The 17079-nt window shown below is 48.1% G+C and carries 29 protein-coding genes and 1 tRNA gene; all 30 read left to right on the top strand.

Annotation, left to right across the window (positions count from 1 at the left end):
* Positions 1-68 precede the first annotated feature (68 nt).
* The 30 genes from ACR0QE_RS04805 to ACR0QE_RS04950 all read left to right on the top strand — a co-directional run bounded on the left by ACR0QE_RS04805 (position 69) and on the right by ACR0QE_RS04950 (position 17075).
* Positions 69-239 carry a hypothetical protein gene (locus ACR0QE_RS04805; protein ID WP_432627228.1) on the top strand — a complete coding sequence of 57 codons (171 nt, stop codon included), beginning with the start codon at positions 69-71 and terminating at the stop codon, positions 237-239.
* A gap of 36 nt (positions 240-275) precedes the next feature.
* On the top strand, positions 276-455 hold the full coding sequence (locus ACR0QE_RS04810) for a hypothetical protein (RefSeq protein WP_432627229.1): 180 nt from the start codon (positions 276-278) through the stop codon (positions 453-455).
* A gap of 64 nt (positions 456-519) precedes the next feature.
* Positions 520-681 (top strand): hypothetical protein, encoded by a 162-nt coding sequence (locus tag ACR0QE_RS04815; RefSeq protein WP_432627230.1) that lies wholly within the window; start codon positions 520-522, stop codon positions 679-681.
* The gene (locus tag ACR0QE_RS04820; RefSeq protein WP_432627231.1) at positions 678-860 is read left to right on the top strand and encodes a hypothetical protein; all 183 of its coding nucleotides are present in this window, start codon (positions 678-680) and stop codon (positions 858-860) included. Before ACR0QE_RS04815 ends, ACR0QE_RS04820 begins: the two co-directional genes overlap by 4 nt.
* Positions 861-956: 96 nt before the next feature.
* Positions 957-1127 (top strand): hypothetical protein, encoded by a 171-nt coding sequence (locus ACR0QE_RS04825; protein ID WP_432627232.1) that lies wholly within the window; start codon positions 957-959, stop codon positions 1125-1127.
* Positions 1128-1219: 92 nt separating this feature from the next.
* Positions 1220-1702 (top strand): siphovirus Gp157 family protein, encoded by a 483-nt coding sequence (locus tag ACR0QE_RS04830; protein WP_432627233.1) that lies wholly within the window; start codon positions 1220-1222, stop codon positions 1700-1702.
* A gap of 11 nt (positions 1703-1713) precedes the next feature.
* The gene (locus ACR0QE_RS04835; RefSeq protein ID WP_432627234.1) at positions 1714-2343 is read left to right on the top strand and encodes an ERF family protein; all 630 of its coding nucleotides are present in this window, start codon (positions 1714-1716) and stop codon (positions 2341-2343) included.
* A gap of 212 nt (positions 2344-2555) precedes the next feature.
* Positions 2556-3410 carry a hypothetical protein gene (locus tag ACR0QE_RS04840; protein ID WP_432627235.1) on the top strand — a complete coding sequence of 285 codons (855 nt, stop codon included), beginning with the start codon at positions 2556-2558 and terminating at the stop codon, positions 3408-3410.
* Positions 3407-4144, top strand: coding sequence for an ORF6C domain-containing protein (locus ACR0QE_RS04845; protein ID WP_432627236.1), 738 nt, complete (start codon positions 3407-3409; stop codon positions 4142-4144). The genes ACR0QE_RS04840 and ACR0QE_RS04845 overlap by 4 nt, the downstream gene beginning before the upstream one ends.
* A gap of 10 nt (positions 4145-4154) precedes the next feature.
* On the top strand, positions 4155-4625 hold the full coding sequence (locus ACR0QE_RS04850; protein ID WP_432627237.1) for a hypothetical protein: 471 nt from the start codon (positions 4155-4157) through the stop codon (positions 4623-4625).
* A gap of 255 nt (positions 4626-4880) precedes the next feature.
* A complete protein-coding gene (locus ACR0QE_RS04855; protein WP_432627238.1) occupies positions 4881-5474 on the top strand; it encodes a hypothetical protein in 594 nt (197 codons plus the stop codon).
* Positions 5464-5592 carry a hypothetical protein gene (locus ACR0QE_RS04860; RefSeq protein ID WP_432627239.1) on the top strand — a complete coding sequence of 43 codons (129 nt, stop codon included), beginning with the start codon at positions 5464-5466 and terminating at the stop codon, positions 5590-5592. The genes ACR0QE_RS04855 and ACR0QE_RS04860 overlap by 11 nt, the downstream gene beginning before the upstream one ends.
* Positions 5589-5795 (top strand): hypothetical protein, encoded by a 207-nt coding sequence (locus ACR0QE_RS04865; RefSeq protein ID WP_432627240.1) that lies wholly within the window; start codon positions 5589-5591, stop codon positions 5793-5795. The genes ACR0QE_RS04860 and ACR0QE_RS04865 overlap by 4 nt, the downstream gene beginning before the upstream one ends.
* Before the next feature lie 162 nt (positions 5796-5957).
* Positions 5958-6371: a hypothetical protein gene (locus tag ACR0QE_RS04870; protein ID WP_432627241.1), complete on the top strand. Its 414-nt coding sequence runs from the start codon at positions 5958-5960 to the stop codon at positions 6369-6371.
* Between the two features lie 137 nt (positions 6372-6508).
* A tRNA-Ile gene (locus tag ACR0QE_RS04875) sits at positions 6509-6581 on the top strand.
* Between the two features lie 99 nt (positions 6582-6680).
* Positions 6681-7139 (top strand): transposase, encoded by a 459-nt coding sequence (locus ACR0QE_RS04880; RefSeq protein ID WP_432627242.1) that lies wholly within the window; start codon positions 6681-6683, stop codon positions 7137-7139.
* Positions 7139-8506 carry a terminase gene (locus ACR0QE_RS04885; protein ID WP_432627243.1) on the top strand — a complete coding sequence of 456 codons (1368 nt, stop codon included), beginning with the start codon at positions 7139-7141 and terminating at the stop codon, positions 8504-8506. Before ACR0QE_RS04880 ends, ACR0QE_RS04885 begins: the two co-directional genes overlap by 1 nt.
* The gene (locus ACR0QE_RS04890) at positions 8503-10128 is read left to right on the top strand and encodes a capsid protein (RefSeq protein WP_432627244.1); all 1626 of its coding nucleotides are present in this window, start codon (positions 8503-8505) and stop codon (positions 10126-10128) included. Before ACR0QE_RS04885 ends, ACR0QE_RS04890 begins: the two co-directional genes overlap by 4 nt.
* Positions 10129-10223: 95 nt before the next feature.
* A complete protein-coding gene (locus ACR0QE_RS04895; RefSeq protein ID WP_432627245.1) occupies positions 10224-11858 on the top strand; it encodes a phage minor capsid protein in 1635 nt (544 codons plus the stop codon).
* A 235-nt stretch (positions 11859-12093) separates the two neighbouring features.
* Positions 12094-12363 carry a DUF6275 family protein gene (locus ACR0QE_RS04900; protein ID WP_432627246.1) on the top strand — a complete coding sequence of 90 codons (270 nt, stop codon included), beginning with the start codon at positions 12094-12096 and terminating at the stop codon, positions 12361-12363.
* 279 nt (positions 12364-12642) lie between these two features.
* Positions 12643-13248, top strand: coding sequence for a hypothetical protein (locus ACR0QE_RS04905; protein ID WP_432627247.1), 606 nt, complete (start codon positions 12643-12645; stop codon positions 13246-13248).
* A gap of 20 nt (positions 13249-13268) precedes the next feature.
* The gene (locus ACR0QE_RS04910; protein ID WP_432627248.1) at positions 13269-14171 is read left to right on the top strand and encodes a capsid protein; all 903 of its coding nucleotides are present in this window, start codon (positions 13269-13271) and stop codon (positions 14169-14171) included.
* A gap of 18 nt (positions 14172-14189) precedes the next feature.
* The gene (locus ACR0QE_RS04915) at positions 14190-14444 is read left to right on the top strand and encodes a hypothetical protein (RefSeq protein ID WP_432627249.1); all 255 of its coding nucleotides are present in this window, start codon (positions 14190-14192) and stop codon (positions 14442-14444) included.
* Position 14445: 1 nt separating this feature from the next.
* Positions 14446-14832 (top strand): hypothetical protein, encoded by a 387-nt coding sequence (locus ACR0QE_RS04920; RefSeq protein ID WP_432627250.1) that lies wholly within the window; start codon positions 14446-14448, stop codon positions 14830-14832.
* A 4-nt stretch (positions 14833-14836) separates the two neighbouring features.
* The gene (locus tag ACR0QE_RS04925) at positions 14837-15175 is read left to right on the top strand and encodes a hypothetical protein (protein ID WP_432627251.1); all 339 of its coding nucleotides are present in this window, start codon (positions 14837-14839) and stop codon (positions 15173-15175) included.
* Positions 15175-15555, top strand: coding sequence for a hypothetical protein (locus tag ACR0QE_RS04930; protein WP_432627252.1), 381 nt, complete (start codon positions 15175-15177; stop codon positions 15553-15555). Before ACR0QE_RS04925 ends, ACR0QE_RS04930 begins: the two co-directional genes overlap by 1 nt.
* Complete coding sequence (locus ACR0QE_RS04935; RefSeq protein ID WP_432627253.1) at positions 15555-15986, top strand: phage tail terminator protein; 432 nt, start codon at positions 15555-15557, stop codon at positions 15984-15986. Before ACR0QE_RS04930 ends, ACR0QE_RS04935 begins: the two co-directional genes overlap by 1 nt.
* Complete coding sequence (locus ACR0QE_RS04940) at positions 15974-16417, top strand: phage tail tube protein (RefSeq protein ID WP_432627254.1); 444 nt, start codon at positions 15974-15976, stop codon at positions 16415-16417. Before ACR0QE_RS04935 ends, ACR0QE_RS04940 begins: the two co-directional genes overlap by 13 nt.
* Before the next feature lie 20 nt (positions 16418-16437).
* A complete protein-coding gene (locus ACR0QE_RS04945; RefSeq protein ID WP_432627255.1) occupies positions 16438-16740 on the top strand; it encodes a hypothetical protein in 303 nt (100 codons plus the stop codon).
* 38 nt (positions 16741-16778) lie between these two features.
* Positions 16779-17075, top strand: a complete 297-nt coding sequence (locus ACR0QE_RS04950) for a Gp15 family bacteriophage protein (protein ID WP_432627269.1) — start codon at positions 16779-16781, stop codon at positions 17073-17075.
* The last annotated feature ends 4 nt before the right edge of the window (positions 17076-17079 follow it).

Raw genomic sequence — 17079 nt, forward strand, 5'->3', positions numbered from 1 at the left:
CCTCGGTAATGGTTAAAAGTTACCTTTATATTTTACCGAGAGTTAATTGGAAAAGCAAGAATTTTGTTTTGAAAATCGAAATTGCAAAAAAAGGAGGTGAGAAAGCGGAAGAAAAGAAACGTTTAGAGAGTGCATTGCTGACTTTTATCGAAAGGACAGCAAAAGAGCCAGTGTCCGAAAAGGAAGTCGAGGTACTTCCGGCACTGGCTCATGAGTTGATTGAATTATGGAAAAGCTAAATTTCCTTGTTGAGCAACGAAGGGAGGCGAGGAAGAATGGCACTGAAAAGAGTGATCATCGATTCAGCTGGGCGGTTATTCTTGGATGGCGAAGAAATCCCGGGTGTAACAGATTATTGTTTGAAATACTCCGCCGATAATGGTGGTACGGCGGAGCTGTTGGTAAAAATGTTGGTTGCAACAGAGCGGGTTGTTTCTGAATCAGAGAAGAAATAGTGCCGGTAGTAATCCGGAACATCAGACAGGTAAGACCGCATAAATTACGGAAGGGGGCGGTGAGATGGAGTGGAAAATCGTGAACTATTTCTACGATGTAGAAGAGGGAAAAGAATATCTCTGGGATGAAATGTCTCCGGAGAAACAAAAAGAAGCATCCGACAAGATCCACCGCCGGTTGGCGGAAGCATTTGGAATAAGAATTAAGGAGGAAAAGACGAAATGAGAACACAGATGAAGAACATCGAGAGCAACAAAGAGGAGGGACTGTCCTATGTGGCAGTCCAGAGCGCACCGAGAGAGCGTGTCGATCTGCTGGCGCTGTTCCAGAACCTGCTGATCGGCATGGCTGGCAGCGCGGCGCTGATGGCGATCGGGGCATGGCTGGCGATTTCGTTGATGTAAAGAAAAAGCCCCGACGTAGTTGGCGCTACGCGGGGCAGAAAGGATTTTAATATTGAACTCCCTTTTATTATAAGGGAAGACGAGGAAAAGTACAAGATGGAATTGAAAGGTTTTATTGGAGTCGGACCGGAGAATGGCACATTCATTCCGGCGGAAGAGGCTTATGCATACGCGCTTGAGCGTTGCGCGATGGCGACCGAAAAAGAGAAAGAGGAGTTTGTAGAGCGGTTCTTTTCTGGAAACTGGGCGGAGGTGCGTGGTGAATAGCAGATGCGATAACTGTGGCGCGGAGGATTGCTCCAGATGCCATAAAGAAGCGGAGAGAAGAAAGAAATCTGGATATAGAGAGGGAGAAGAGTATGCTGTACAAGATTGATGATGTGATCCGTGAGGGATGGGAGGCTGTTGATCCTGAAACCGGCGAGATCGTGAATGAAGAAGCGCATGAGGCTTTTGAAGAACTGCTGAGAAAGCAGAAAGAGATGGTTGTTGAAGAAGTGTCTCTTCACGCAAAGAACAAACGGGCTGAAGCAGCGGCATTAAAAGCAGAGAAGCAGGCTTTTGCCGAGCGTCAGGCAGCAGCAGAGAGAGAAGCAGAAAGTGCAGAAAGATATGTTGCGACTCTCTTAGAGGGTGAGAAATTTGAAACGGCGAGAGTAAAGATCACTTGGCGCAAGAGTCAGGTAGCGGAGTTCACTGGCTCGATCGAAGATCTTCCGGAAGAGTGCATCCGTTACGCGCTGCCAGAAGTGAATAAGACGGAGCTGAAGAAGCTCCTGAAGGCAGGAGCAGAAATCCCGGGCGCGAAACTTGTGACGCACAACAATATTCAGATCAAGTAGGGGGGCAAGCCATGGAAGAGAAGAAGACAGAGAAGAAAAACATCTTTGAGTCTATTGCAAAAGTGATGGAAGATATCGGTGCAGTAGAAAAGGATTCTACCAACGAACAGCAACGCTTTAAGTACCGCGGAATTGATGCGGTCATGAACGCTTTGAATCCGGCGCTCGTAAAGAATAAGGTATTCATTGTTCCTCAGGTGTTGGAGCGTACCCGTGAGGAGCGCAAGACAGCAAAAGGTGCCAACATGATCTATACCGTTCTTCGTGTGAAATATACGTTTTACGCAGAAGATGGAAGCTGCGTGGAGGCGATTGTACCGGGTGAAGGTATGGATTCTGGAGATAAGTCCAGCAATAAGGCGCTGGCGGCAGCATTCAAGTATGCGTGTTTTCAAGTTTTCTGCATTCCGACCGAGGAAATGAAAGACCCTGACGCAGATACGCATGAGGAGAGCGAGAAGATCGAATATGCAACGGATGAGATGAGACGGAAGTTTATTTCAGAGTGTGCGAGGATCGGGAAGACGAAATCATCGATCTTGGAAGCGATCGGAGGAACAACGCTGGCAGAATTGACCGTAGAACAGTATAAAGTTGCAATGGAAGGATTCAGAAAGACGCCAGATAAGACAGTGGCGTAGAGAAATGTATGCCGGGAGATGCCGAAAGCGCCCGATACCGCGGACCATATACCTGTGAGGATGTGCCAGAGCAGCGAACAATAGGCGGGAAGATGACCGCGGGGCATAGGTAACTTGTTTGTTCGGCGAAATATTGTGTCACGACAATGAATGCCGGAGGGATTGCCCCCTTCCGCTGACGAAGTGGAGGGGGAGCAAAAGGAAAACTGAATATGAACTACTTAAAAGAAATTATCGCCTTCGAGGAATGGCTCGAACGAGGCTACTTGTCTGCATCGTCACAGTTGCTCTGGTACAAGCTGATGTACCGGTGCAATAGGCTGGGGTGGACTGAGTGGGTCCAAGTAGATAACCTGCGCTTGATGAGCGACGTGCGTATTGACAGCAAGAATACATTTCTTCGTGCCCGTGACGCTCTGGTAGAAGCTGGGAGAGTGGAGGTCCGGAAGGGAAAGAAAGGTTCTCCGAATCAGTATCGGATCATTCCATTCTTTCCGGAAGAAAAAAAAGGTTCAAATTTTGAACCGAAAATGGAACCAGAAATGAAACTACAAATGGAACCAGAAACGGAACCACAAACGGGACACATAAATAAACATAAACTTAAACATAAAAAGAATAACTCTAACGAGTTATCAGAAAAGCCGGAGCTTTTCTCTAGCGCCATTGCCACGATTTGCGAAGAATACAATCGCATTTGTGAGTCGTATCCTCGCCTGGTAAAGATTACGGAGAAGAGAAAACAGGCGATCAGAGCACGATTGAATACCGGTTACACGGTTGAAGACTTCGTGAAGGTGTTTGAGCTGGCGGAGAAATCCAAGTTCCTTCGTGGCAAAAATGATCGGAACTGGTCAGCGAATTTTGACTGGTTGATAAACGATCAGAACATGGCAAAGGTGCTTGAGGGCAAGTATAAGGATCGCCCAGAGCAGAAAAAGCTGGAGGTGCAGAAGAATAGCGCGCCGAACCGCTTCCACAACTTCGAGGAGCGGAATACGGATTATGATTCAATGGTCATGGGGCAGACGCTGGCATGGTTGAAAAATGAGGAGGATGCAGGATGAATGAGTTGAGAATTTTCAAAAGTCCGGAATTCGGACAGGTGAGAACAATTGAGATCGATGGAAAACTGTATTTCGTGGGAAGGGATGTGGCAGTGGCGTTGGGATATGCTAATCCGAGAGACGCGATTTCAAGACATTGCAAAGGTGTCGTGAAACACGACACCTTTAAGGATGGCGGTCAGACTGTTTCGTTGATTCCAGAGGGAGATATGTATCGTTTGATTACGCATAGCAAATTAGAATCGGCAGAGCGTTTTGAAAGCTGGGTATTCGATGATGTTATTCCAGCGATCCGCAAGACGGGCGCGTATGCTGTGCCGATGACCACCGCTGACAAGCTGAGACTGCTGGTAGAGTGCAACTCTGATCTGAGCAACAGAATGGATGCAGTCGAGAACAGTGTGGGAGAGGTCAAAGACGAGTTCCGTTCTTTCCGCGATGATCTTCCGTTGCTGGGGGCAGAGATGGACCAGATCACCTCAGCGGTGAAGCGCAAGGGCGTGGAAGTGCTCGGCGGAAAGGAGTCGGATGCCTATCACGATAGTAGCCTGCGCGGGAAGGTGTACTCGGACATCTATCATCAGATCAGACGTGAGTTCGGGGTAGCGTCTTACAAGCAGATCAAGCGCGGAAAGGTGGACGTTGCGCTTCAGATCGTTGCAAAATATGCCCCCCCTTACGTCTTGGCGAACGATATTGCAAACATGAACGCTCAGATGCGTATGGCAATGTGAGGTGGGTGGCATGACGGAGCTTGGAAAGATGATTCTGGATCTAATTGAGAAAGGAAAGACGACTGAGCAGATTGTGGATTTGTGTGCCGTGAGCAAATATACCGTGCGGAAATACCGTGCAATCTACCGCGAGGAACATCCGGATGAGGATGAGGACAAGTTGCCAGAGGGATGGAAGCCCACTCCGGCGAAGGAAGAGACTGAAATGTTGCAAGGGGCGGTAGACACGGCGCGTGCGATTGCGCGGATCCGCAGGGAGACTCGAGTGGGAGACAGAATCCCACTCCAGAGCCTCAAGATTGCAAGGGCGAAAAATGGTGCGGAGCCAGTAAATGGACGCAAGACGACAGGAACAGTGGTGAGCACCAGCAACCGGAGATTCTGCATCGTGGAACTGTCGAACCACGCAAAAGAGTGCATCCTGTGGACGGATCTGGTGACGCAGAGGAGAGTACAGAGAGAAGTGGAGGAGAAAGCATGATCTTATTTGGTTGCGGTGTTGTGGTTGGCGTAGGAGTTGGAATTCTGGTGGCGCTTGTGACGCTGCTGGCGGTGGCAGACAGAGAGGAGAAAAAGAAGTGATGAAGAACTATGAGTTCCTTGCGACGGCGTTGCTGGCATCTAAAGGGAGATACGACGGTCTGGCTTGTGTGGCAGACTATATCGATTGACCGAGTGAGAAAGACTGTGATTATGACGGTCAGGATGGAACGCGCTGCACGGAGTGCAAGACAAGATGGTTACAGAAAGAGTGGGACGAATGAGATTGATCGATGTAAAGAAAAATGGTGAGTGGACGCTGAAAGGAGTTCAGCATGAAGAGCTGTGCGCTGGAAAGGTAATCACGGGGGAACTGAGACAGACGCTCCATGGTGCGCTGTGTAAGCTGAGAGATTACGAGAATACGGGGCTAAGTCCAGAAGACGTTGAGCGGGTGAACAACTTCAGCGAGAGTCAGGCGATGCGCCTGATGGAGAAATTGCATGAAGAGCAGGAGAAACATAGATGGATTCTGGCATCTGAGAGGTTACCGAAGTACGATCGTTGGGTGCAGGTGACTGTGAAGCAGCATCGGTGGATCAGTGAATTTGACAACGAAGAATTGCCGGACGAAGAAAAAATCGACCATCCGGAACGCATCTACTGCACACTCGGCAGATGCTTGAGTCGGACAACATGGGAATATGCGGTTCTCGAAGCGGGTGATGAAAGCGTGTGGACGAGTCTTACAGATGACTGCAGTGTGGAGCGTTTGGGCTATCCCATGACAGAAGTGATTGCGTGGATGCCGCTGCCGGAGGTATATCGGGAGGACGATGATGAACGTTGATTATTGTGATGAGTGCTCTGGCTACGGTGACGACTACTATGAAAATGATGAGGGTGAGCTGGTATGCCGGTGTCCGGAGTGCCCGATGAATAAGGATTATTGGGAGGATTGGGAATGACTTTATGGGATTTGCTGAACAGAATGCCTTGTGAGATTGATGCGGAAATCTATGAGAACAATGAACGAATGTTTGTGTTTGTTGGCACGGTAGATTGCGCGAAAAAGACATTAAGCCAAGATATACTTTCACGCAAAGTTCAGCGTTATGAACGCGATATGCCAGGATATAGGCTTACTGTTGATCTTGCAGACAGCATTTAACTCGTTTAATTCAATTAAAACGGAATCATTGAATTAAGAAAATGTATAGTCGAATTAAAATCGAGTTACTGAATTAAAAAAGACCATCCTCATCAGACGGTCCAAAATGCGTGTGTATTATTATAACAAAAATGTGGAGAAGTGGCAAGGGAGGAACGTGTGATGAGGATAACAAGAAAGATGTTGGATAATTACCGGAAGACAAAGCGAGAGATTCCGGTGTTGGAGCTGGAACTTTCGGAGATGTTTCAGGGAGACAATGGATTTGGCAGCAGCGTGATTCTGGACTACCGGAAGGGATATGCACAGCCGTGCGGACTTGTAGGATTCAACGACGAACTCTATGCGCATCGGAAGAAGGTTCTGACGGAGAAGGAAGCAACTTGCAAGGCGGTTGAGGAGTGGATCGCGGGTATTGAGGACGGGCAGACGCGTTATGTCTTCCGAATGTTTTATCAAGAAGGAATGTCATGGATCAAGATTGCACAGAAAATGAAGATCGCAGGGGATCACGCAGAGGATTATCCGAGAATCTGTATTCGAGATACGTATCTGAAAAACTGTGGCATCAAATGAGATTTTTCGGTTTTTTCGGTAATTTCGGTTTATAATAATAATAGCTCAGAAGGGCAGACGGATGGGCGGAAATAATCAATTATTACTCCTTTGTAAACGGCGACCAGTTTCGTGCATGCACTGGTCGCACCCCATTATGGAACGTAGCTCAGCGAGCAGAGCAACTGGCTTATATCCAGCGTGTCGGAGGTGCAAATCCTTCCGTTCCGATTCAGTTAGATAAAACATTGCGTGATTGACCTCCTTTGAGAGTCCTTGCCTTCGGGCAGGGGCTTTTTTGTATGGGGAGAAAAAAGCGAGGTGAGCTTGATGGCAAAAGGTAAATATGAATATTGGCTGACACCAGAAGGCTTACTGAAGCTGGAAGGGTGGGCAAGAGATGGGCTGACAGATGAACAGATCGCCGAGAATATGGGAATCCATAGAGATACTTTGATTGAATGGAAAAAGAAGTATTCCGACATTTCCGACACCCTAAAAAGGGGCAAGGAAGTAGTGGACATTCAGGTTGAGAACGCTCTTCTCAAGCGTGCGCTTGGATATTCTTATAAGGAAACTACGCACGAATTGATCGAAGGCGGGATGCAGGTAACGAAAGTAGTGGAGAAGGAAGTTATTCCGGATACCACGGCGCAGATCTTCTGGCTCAAGAATCGTCGACCGGATAAGTGGAGAGATAAGCAGGATGTGCAGGTATCCGGTTCTTTGGAGGCAGAGAAGACGAAGCTGGATGATCTGATCCAGCAGATGCGGGGCGGTGACGGATAGTGAGTAATGAGCGCTTGCTGTTATCGGAGAAGTATAAGGCTTTTCTGCGTTGTGATGCGCCGGTGGAGTTTCTGGAAGGGACTACGGCGGCAGGAAAAACGACAGTAGGACTGTTCAAGTTCATGCTCAAGGTGGCAGAGAGTCCGAAGAAGTTGCATATCATCGCCGCGAAAGACACCGGAACGGCAGAGAAAAATATTATCAACAAGGATTTGGGGGTCATCGATGACTTCGGTGAGTTGGCAGAGTATAAGGGCAACGGAACCAAGGATGATAAGATCCCACATATCCTATTTCATACGACCGGCGGGGACAAAGTTGTCTATGTGATGGGATATGGAGACCGGCAGAAGTGGCAGAAAGCGCTGGGCGGTCAGTACGGGTGCCTGTATATCGACGAGATTAACACGGCAGACATTGATTTTGTGCGAGAGGCTGCCATGCGATGCGATTACCTTATGGCGACGCTGAATCCAGATGATCCTTCGCTGGATGTGTACCGAGAATATATTAATTGTGCGCGCCCGCTACCAGAATGGGAAGCGGAAACCCCACAGGAAATTAAAGACGAACTGAAAGAAGAACCAAAACCCGGCTGGGTGCATTGGTTCTTTTCTTTTGCGCATAATTTGGGACTTCCGAAAGAAAAGCTGGAGAAGATTCTGGCGAACACACCGAAGGGTACAAAGATCTGGAAGAATAAGATTCTGGGACTTCGTGGAAAGGCGACGGGACTGGTCTTTCCGAACTTCGAGCGTAAGAAGCATGTAGTAACTGCCGAGTGGGTGCATGCAGAGGAGAAAGCTGGACGAATCCGGTGGAAGAAATTCACCTGCGGACTGGATACCGCGTACTCTACCAAGTCGCCCGACACGATTTCGATGATCTTTCAGGGCATTACGGAAGATCGGCGCTTAATCACACTGGCAGAAAAAGTCTACAACAATGCAGATCTTGAAACACCGATCGCACCCAGCGACACAGCAGTGAGATTTGTAGAGTTCTTGGAGCGATGTCGGAAAGAGTGGGGCTATGCCAAGGATGTTTATATAGATAGTGCGGATCAGGCGACGATCACGGAGCTTCGGAAGTATAAGAGACTGCATGGCTGTTTGTATAACTTCTGGGATGCCTACAAGAAATTGGAGATTCTGGATCGAATTAAATTACAACTTGGCTGGATTCAGCAGGGCTGTTATTTGGTCGTGAATGAGTGCTCGGAGCATCTGGCAGAGCTTGAAAAGTACAGTTGGAAGGAAGATAAGGACGAGCCGGAAGACCGGAACGACCATACGATCAATGCAAATCAGTACGCATGGATTCCATACAGAAATCTGATCGGATTCGAGGAGGATAAGAAAGAATGAGGTGGTGGGAAAAGATGAACGAGAACATTCGCCGGGGAGTACGGAGCTGGTTGCAGATTCAGCCGGCGAATCCCTACAATATTCAGATCAGAGAGATGGCGGATTTTGAGACTAATGCGATCCGCAATCGAATCTGGTACCGGGGAGACAGCAATGAGCTGGAACAGCTGTACGGCAATCTTACAGAGTATGCAGACAAGCATAAGTTCTGGGCTTCCAGTTGTACTCCAGGCATGGAGATGCGCAAGATCCATACCGGACTGCCAGGTTTAATCGTTCGTATCCTGTCTTCGATCACCTTAGCAGACATGGGAGATTTTAAGTTCGATCAGGACCAGCAGGAACAGACATGGGCGGAGATCGAAAAGCAGAATAAGTTCCGGAAGAAAATGGAAAAGGCTCTGAAAGAGATTTTATACATCGGAGACGGCGCGTTCAAGGTCACGATCGATACTGAGGTAAGTGAATATCCGATCTTGGAATGGTATCCAGGAGAGCGGATTGAGATCATCCGCCGGAGGGACCGTGTCAGCGAGGTGATTTTTAAGACTCCGATCGTAGCGCAGGGAAAACAGTACGTCTTGAATGAGCGATATGGACACGGGTACATCCTAAACGAGTTGTATCTGAATGAAAAGCTGGTGGATCTGAGCGTCTTGGAAGAAACCAAGAATCTGCGAGATTATGCCTTTGATAAGAGTACGATTCTTGCAGTACCGATTCGCGTGTACGAGTCGGCAAAATACGAGGGACGCGGTGGATCGATTTTTGACGGCAAGCTGGACAGCTTCGATGCGTTTGATGAGGTGTGGTCTCAGTGGATGGACGCACTTCGGGCAGGTAGGGCGAAAACCTATATTCCGGATTGTCTGGTGCCGAAAGATCCAGAGACCGGTATGACACTCCGACCGAATCCGTTCGACTGCCGGTATTTCGCTTCGGATAATGACATGGGCGAGAAGGCAGAGAACAAGGTGCAGACGGATCAGCCGACAATTCCGCACGATAGTTATCTGGCATCCTATGTGACGGCACTGGATCTCTGCTTGCAGGGAATCATCAGCCCGAGCACCCTCGGCATCGACACGAAGAAGCTGGACAATGCAGAGGCACAGCGCGAGAAAGAGAAAACGACGCTGTACACGCGAAATGCGATCGTGGAAGCCTTGCAGGAGACGCTTCCGGAACTTGTATCGGCTACCATTAATGCGTATAACATTCTGTTACACAAGCCGATCGAGGAGGTTAAGGTAGATATTCCATTCGGGGAGTATGCAAATCCATCTTTCGAGAGCCAAGTTGAGACAATGGCAAAGGCGCGTCCGGGAGTGGCACTTATGAGCGTGGAGGCGCAGGTAGAAGAGTTGTACGGAGATTCGCGAGACGACGAATGGAAACAGGAAGAAATCGCCCGCCTGAAGGCAGAGCAGGGCATTGCAGAGGTAGAGGAGCCGGGAGTCAATATGACTGCCGGTTCTTTTTCTGTAAATCTGGGAGGTGAGCAGGATGCAGGTGAAGGTGATGAATCGAATGTACCGGATGAACCAAAAGGAGTATCAGGGGCTTCTGGAAGTGGCGAGCGAACAGGTTCCGCTCGGGGTGTACGCGATCGAAAAGAATAGCTATGCAGAGCTTCGGTGTGACCGGTGCGAGAGTAAAACACAGCTGAAGGCTTTGATCCGTGGTTTTAAGAGTCAGGGCTTTAAGGTAAGGACAAATGGCGAGAAATGAGTATGACATCACCACTGCCTTCCAGCGAATCGAGGACGAATTGATCGCGTCGATGATCCGCAACATGGATCGACACCGGGCAGAGGAGACAGCAGAGGGATACGAGTGGTCTATGTGGCAGACCGAACAGCTCAAGGCGCTGGAAAAGTACAAGAGAGACAACCAGAAGAAGTACCAGAAGCAGTTTCGGAATCTAAATACCCAGATCGAAGATCTTATCCGAGAAGCGAGGCGCAAGGGCGGGATGGATCAGGAGATACAGATCCTTGAAGCAATAAAAAAGGGTTGGGAAGCACCACCGCGACAGAAGATGACGGGAGAGTTCTTCCGTCTGAATAACAGGAAGTTGGAGGCGCTGATCGAAGCCACGGTGAAAGATATGGAGAAAGCCGAGACTGCGATACTCCGAAAAGCAAACGACGATTACCGGAAAGCGATCTTTGACGCGCAGGTGTATGCCAATTCTGGCGCCGGCACATACAAGAAAGCAGTGGACATGGCTACGAAGGACATGCTCTCTCGGGGACTTAATTGCGTGGAGTACTCCAATGGAGCGAGGCACACGCTTCCGGACTATGCAGATATGGCAATCCGAACAGCCAACAAGAGAGCGTACCTGCAAGGGGAAGGCGAGAAACGGCAGGAGTGGGATATCCACACAGTTATTATGGCGAAGCGTGGAAATCCGTGCCCGAAGTGCTTGCCATTTGTGGGAAAAGTCCTGATCGATGATGTCTGGAGTAATGGAAGTGGTAGTGGAAACAAGGGAATCGATCCAGAGACAGGGAAGAAGTATCCGCTGATGAGCTATGCGATCAGTAAGGGTCTGTATCATCCCCGATGTAAAGATAGTCACACTACATACTTTCCGGGAATTTCCTCAGCAGACGATACGTGGACGCAGACGGAGCTGGAAGACATTGGATTGCAGAACCAGCAGGAAGCACAGCAACAATATGCCGAGAGGCAGGAAGAAAAATATAAACGGCTATCTGAGTACTCTTTAGATGCAAAAAATAAATTGAAGTATACGGAAAGGGAAAAGGAGTGGAGTCAAATTGTAAGAGAGTGTGGACATAGAGGGCGTAACAAGTCAACTGTAATGAATCGTAAAGAAATTACATCTAATCGATACAGAAGGAAGGTCTATACTCTTCCAGAAGATAAGTCAATGTGCAGAACAATAGCGTCTGAAATGATAAATATTATCAAACAGCGAAGCGGAACAGAATATGAAAGTTTGGTATTCATCAATACCGAAACAAAAGAAGTAAAGCGTTCTTTAGAAATGAATTTACGTAAAGCTGTTGCTCCAACAAATAAAATGAAGAAAATGCTAAAATCCGCAAAAGAGTATTCGATCATAGGAATACACAACCATCCCGGAAGTTCTGTACCAAGTTGGTCAGACATAGAGGTGGCATCAATGAGAAGGTACAAATATGGTTTAATAGCTGCACATGATGGAACGATTTTTAAGTATAAAATTATAGGAAAAATTAATAGAATATTTTATGATGCTGCCGTTGCAAAATTGGATAAAACGGGATATACTGAGAGGAGTTTAAAAGAATTCTGCATTGAGGTAGGAGATGCAGGCGTTGAAATGGAGGTGTTGTAATTGATAACGTATGATGCTGTATGTAAGAAACTTGGATTTGATCCGATTAATTCAGACAAATATAATAAATTACAATTTCATACAGAAGATGATAATTACACAAATCCATTGGATGTTTTAACGATGGAAGAACTTGATTTTTTGGTTGAATATGTAAAGAAAAATAGCTAATACCATCAGTCAATAGGCTGGTGGTATTTTTGTACCCATTTTTCAGAAAGAAAGGAATAAGAACATGATTATTACAGGAATGGCGCACTTCCAGAGCGTGTGCAAAAAGAAACTTGTTGAGTGGTACAATTCCCAGAGTCAGAATGAGAAAATTGATCTGAGCAACGTCTTTGTTGTGTGGAGTTGCAAGACTTTACAGAATTACAAGTGCCTTGTTTCTACCACAGTTTCGGGTGACGGAATCTATGCAGAGTATACCTACAACGGTGACAAGCAGGAGTTGTATGAAGATATTTATCGTAAGGTGAAAAATACTTGCCATGTGGAGGAGTAAGCAGATGGACGTATTGACATGGCTTCATAGACATTTCTGTCACCACAACAGCCAGAAGCATTGGAGCAGGGGTTCTGGTCCATACGGCGGATATGTGAAACGCTGTACGAAGTGCGGGAAGATCGCACCGCGATAGCCGGAGCGAGATAGTCATAGAATAGCAATGGAATAGTTATAGAATAAGTCATAGGCACGCAGAGATGCGTGTTATTTTTATGTCCAAACGCGAGAAGACGTAAAACTCTGCGCGATACTCTTAAAGCGAAAGGAGATACAGAAATGGCAGAGAACCAGACACAGCAGGGCGCTGGTACCGCAGGAGACGGCGCACAGGCGCAGACACAGCAGAATCCGAACGGACAGCAGTCAGCTCCGGCGGTCGATTACGACAAGATCCAGCAGATGCTCGATGGAGCACTGGCAGCGCGGGAGGACACAGCTCTGAAAGCCTATTTTAAACAGCAGGGATTATCTCAGCAGGAGGCAGAGCAGGCGATTGCAACCTTCAAACAGCAGAAAGCGAAAAATACTCCGGATGTTGGTGCCATGCAGGCGCAGGTTACTCAGGCGCAGACAGTGGCACAGGAGGCGCAGGTTCAGAGCGCAGCAACGATGATAGCGGTTACGCTTGGAATCAGCGCAAAGTCGATTCCGTATGTGCTCAAGATGGCGGATCTCAGCAACGCAGTCGGACAGGATGGCAAGATCAACGAGGAAACTCTGAAATCGGCGCTGAACAAAGTACTTGAAGATGTGCCGGCACTGAAACCGCAGGCATCCGGAACAACCGGGTTCGTGCAGGTGGGGGCATCAAGTAACGGTGGATTAGGACAGCAGACCAATCAGGCGGATCAGCTTTCCTCGATCTTTGGAAACAAGAAATAATAGAAAGGGTGAAGTAAATTATGGCAGTATACGATTATGCAGAAACTTTTATGCGCGAGCTGGCACAGAAGTATTCGAGAGAGATGGTCTCCAACGACCTTACACTCTCAAATCCGGGAATTAAGTTCCTGAATGCGCAGACAATCAAGATTCCGAGACTGACCGTGAGCGGTTACAAGGATCACAACCGTGGTAATATGGGATTCAACTCTGGAACAATCCAGAACGACTGGGAGCCGAAGAAACTGACTCACGATCGCGATATCGAGTTTGCAATCGATCCGATGGATATCGATGAGACTAATCTTGTCGTGGAGATTGCGAATATTCAGAACACGTTCGAGGAGGAGCAGGCGATCCCGGAGAAAGACAGTTATCGCTTCTCCAAGCTTTATGCAGAAGCAAAGACCAACAAGAGCAAAGGCGCGGTGATTGACAATACTGCTCTTACCACTGCCAATATTCTTGACTGGTTCGATGAGCAGATGGCAATCATGGACGATCAGTCCGTACCGCAGGAGGGACGTATTCTTTATGTGACCTCTGCAATGAACAAACTGCTGAAGAGTGCCGATGGGGTGAGCAGAATGATCAGTGCCGGTGCTGCGGGGGTGATTGATCGTCGCGTTCATGGTTTGGATGATGTAAAGATCCAGACAGTACCGTCTGCGAGATTTAAGACTAAGTATGAATTTACAGATGGCTGTGTGCCGGCATCGAGTGCAAAACAGATCAACATAATGCTTGTGCATCCGTCCTGTGTAATCTCTCGTGACAAGTATGCATACATGAAGCTGTTCACTCCGGGCACAGATTCCCGTACAGCCGACAAGTATGTGTACCAGAACAGATATTATACAGACACTTTCTTGATCGAAAGAAAGTCCTGCGGTATCGCGATCAATGCAGAATCAGAAGGTTAAGAAGGCTGAGGTGAGAATATGACAGCAGAGAAAGATAATAAGGTCTATACGATCGATCAGAGCCAGATGGCGACATATCAGACTGCAGGTTTCGATATTCGTGATGATGAAGGAAATCTGATCGAGTATGGAGCAAACAAGGCAGTTCCGTACAGCGATTATGTCAAGCTCCTGAAAGAGAATGAGGAGCTGAAAAAGCAGATTTCCTCTGAAGAGGAAAAAGAACCCGAGGAAGAGGTTGCAAAGACCGCACGGAAGAAAGCAGGGCAGTGATATGGCATATGAGCCGTATGTAACTCCAGAGTATTACACAGAAGAATATGGTGGTGGCACGGTGCCAGAGGAGAAACTTGCAACAGCTCTGAGGAAGGCATCTCGGCATGTGGATTCCCTGACTTACAATCGCATTGTGGGTCAGGGATTTTCTGGTTTAAGCAAGTTCCAGCAGGAAGTAATTCGCGAAGTGGTCTGCTTGCAGGCGGACTTCGAGTGCGAGAATGAAGACGAGATTAACACAATTCTTTCCAGTTACAGCATAAACGGTGTATCGGCACAGTTTGGCAGTTCTTGGAATGTTTTTACGGACAAGGGTGTGGCGATGAAGAAAGATATATACGCTTTGCTGTGCCAGACGGGATTGTGCTGCAGGTTGGCGAGGTGATTGCATGAAATATCCGTGTTTGGTGTCGAAAAGGCTCTGCAAAACACCGATACATGTCCATCTGGAAGCAGAGGGGACGACCTGCGAGGGAGATCCGGAATTTGTGGTGGATCTTGATCTGAAATGCAATTTTCAGGATCGGGCAAAAACCATCCTGACGGCAGAAAAGAAGCTGGTGCAGATCACGGGAACCGCGCTGTTTCCGGGCGATATTGCGCCGGATCTGCCGTCTCTGAGCGGTGGCACGGTGACAATCTTCGGGCAGGAGCGCCGGATCGAGCAGGGATGTAAGAACCGGAATCCGGACGGATCTGTGAATTATTGTAGTCTGGAGGTGGTCTAATGCAGGTGACTTCGAGTGTGAAGCTGAACTGGGGGCGAATCCACCAGCTTACGCAGGCAGCAGTTACTGCGCTGGAGCAGACGGCGGAGGCACTGCATACCGAAGTGGTGCAGGCACAGGTGATGCCGTTCGAGACAGGATGTCTGCAAAACGAAAATACCTTTGTGGATTACAGCAAGTCAGCGCAAGGGCAGGTGGCACTGGTGTCCAGTACACCGTATGCACGTCGGCTCTATTACCATCCGGAATATCACTTCCAGACGGATGAGAATCCGTTCGCTGGTGGAGCGTGGTATGAGCCGTGGTTACCGGGCGGACTGAATCAGGATTTCGCGCAGAGGGCATTTAAGAGATTCTATAAGAGAGCGAGTGGTGTGTGATGCTGAAAATGAAAGAGATCCGAAAGTGGATTGTGGATCTTGGTATTGCAGAAGATTCACATGTTTACATCGGGAAACTGGACAACAAGAAACAGAAATCTATTGGCATTTATTCTCGCTCTGCATCCGGCTCTCCGGAGATTGCTCTGGGCGGTTTGGACTGCACCAGCTACGAAACTCGCCGGCTTTCCATCCTAATCCATTGGAGCAAGGGAAAGAGCGAGAGCGAGGAGGTTGCCTTTTATCTGTGGGAGAAACTTAGAAGTACATCCAGCCTTACCATAGGAAATACACCGGTGCCATACCTTCGTTTGATGGTTCCAGAACCGCAGGATGTTGGTACGGATGATTCTGGTGTCTATGAATACGTGATCTGGCTGGATCTGATTTGTTTAAGAAAAGAAAGTGAGGAAAAGAAATGGCAGGAGTAGCATATCCGGTACATACCAATAAGTTTAAAATTGGAACAAATGGCACGGAAAGCACAACCGATCAGATGGTTATGCCGGCAGATCTGGAGAATTTCTCACCGGCGATTGATGGGCAGACCGTAGAGTGGTTTGCGATGGATGCCGAGGGTTGGGCGAAGAACATGGTTACCGGCAAGAAGTTCTCGATCGACTTTAAAGGCAAACGTTCGGTTGGTGATCCGGGAAATGATTACATCGCAGGGCTTGCGATGAAGATGGGAAATGATGTGATGACCAAATTCTCATGGGAGATGGTTTCCGGTGCGAAACTTGAGGGTCTGGCAACAATCAACGTCACGACTCCGGGCGGTGGAGATACAACCGCGCTGGATGCATTGGAGTTCACCCTTACACTGTATGGAAAGCCGACTTTTACACCGGCGCTTAGCTGAGGAGAGTAGGAGGATAAGACATGGCAAGAGTACTTGATATTACAGACAGACTTACATTTGACGGCAATCCGTCTCTGAAAATTCGTGACAAGGTGCTGGAGGTGAATGCCGATGCGCCGACCATGCTGAAGGTAATGAGCTTCATGCAGGACGGTGGTGTTGGAAATGAGCAGGTAGTAGAGGCCTATAATCTGGTATTTCCGGAGAAGTCGCAGAAAGCGATCGAGGAAATGAAGCTGAGCATCAACGACTGGATGATCGTCGTGCAGGCAGCAATGGAGCTGATTACCGGGCCGGCCTCAGAGACGCAGGGGGAAGCGTAGACCCGTACTATGATCTTTTTGAGGACTGGGATCTTATCATTTCCAGTTTTTTGTCGCAGTACGGGCTACGCATCCGAACAAAAGAATTCGAGACAGTAACGTGGGATGAGTTCCGGTCTCTTCTGGCCGGACTCTCTCCGGATACCGCGCTGGGGCGGGTAGTTGCAATCCGGTCAGAATCCGATCCGAAGGTGATCGAGCATTTTACTCCGGATCAGAAGCGAATCTATGATACCTGGCGGAATAGGAAAGCCAAGAACATGCCAGAAAAACAGTATGAGACAGCGATGAAAAATCTGGAACAGTTCATGGCGGACTGTTTTGGAGGTGGTTGAGATT

Source organism: Brotaphodocola sp. (assembly GCF_050873065.1).
Lineage (GTDB): Bacteria > Bacillota > Clostridia > Lachnospirales > Lachnospiraceae > Brotaphodocola.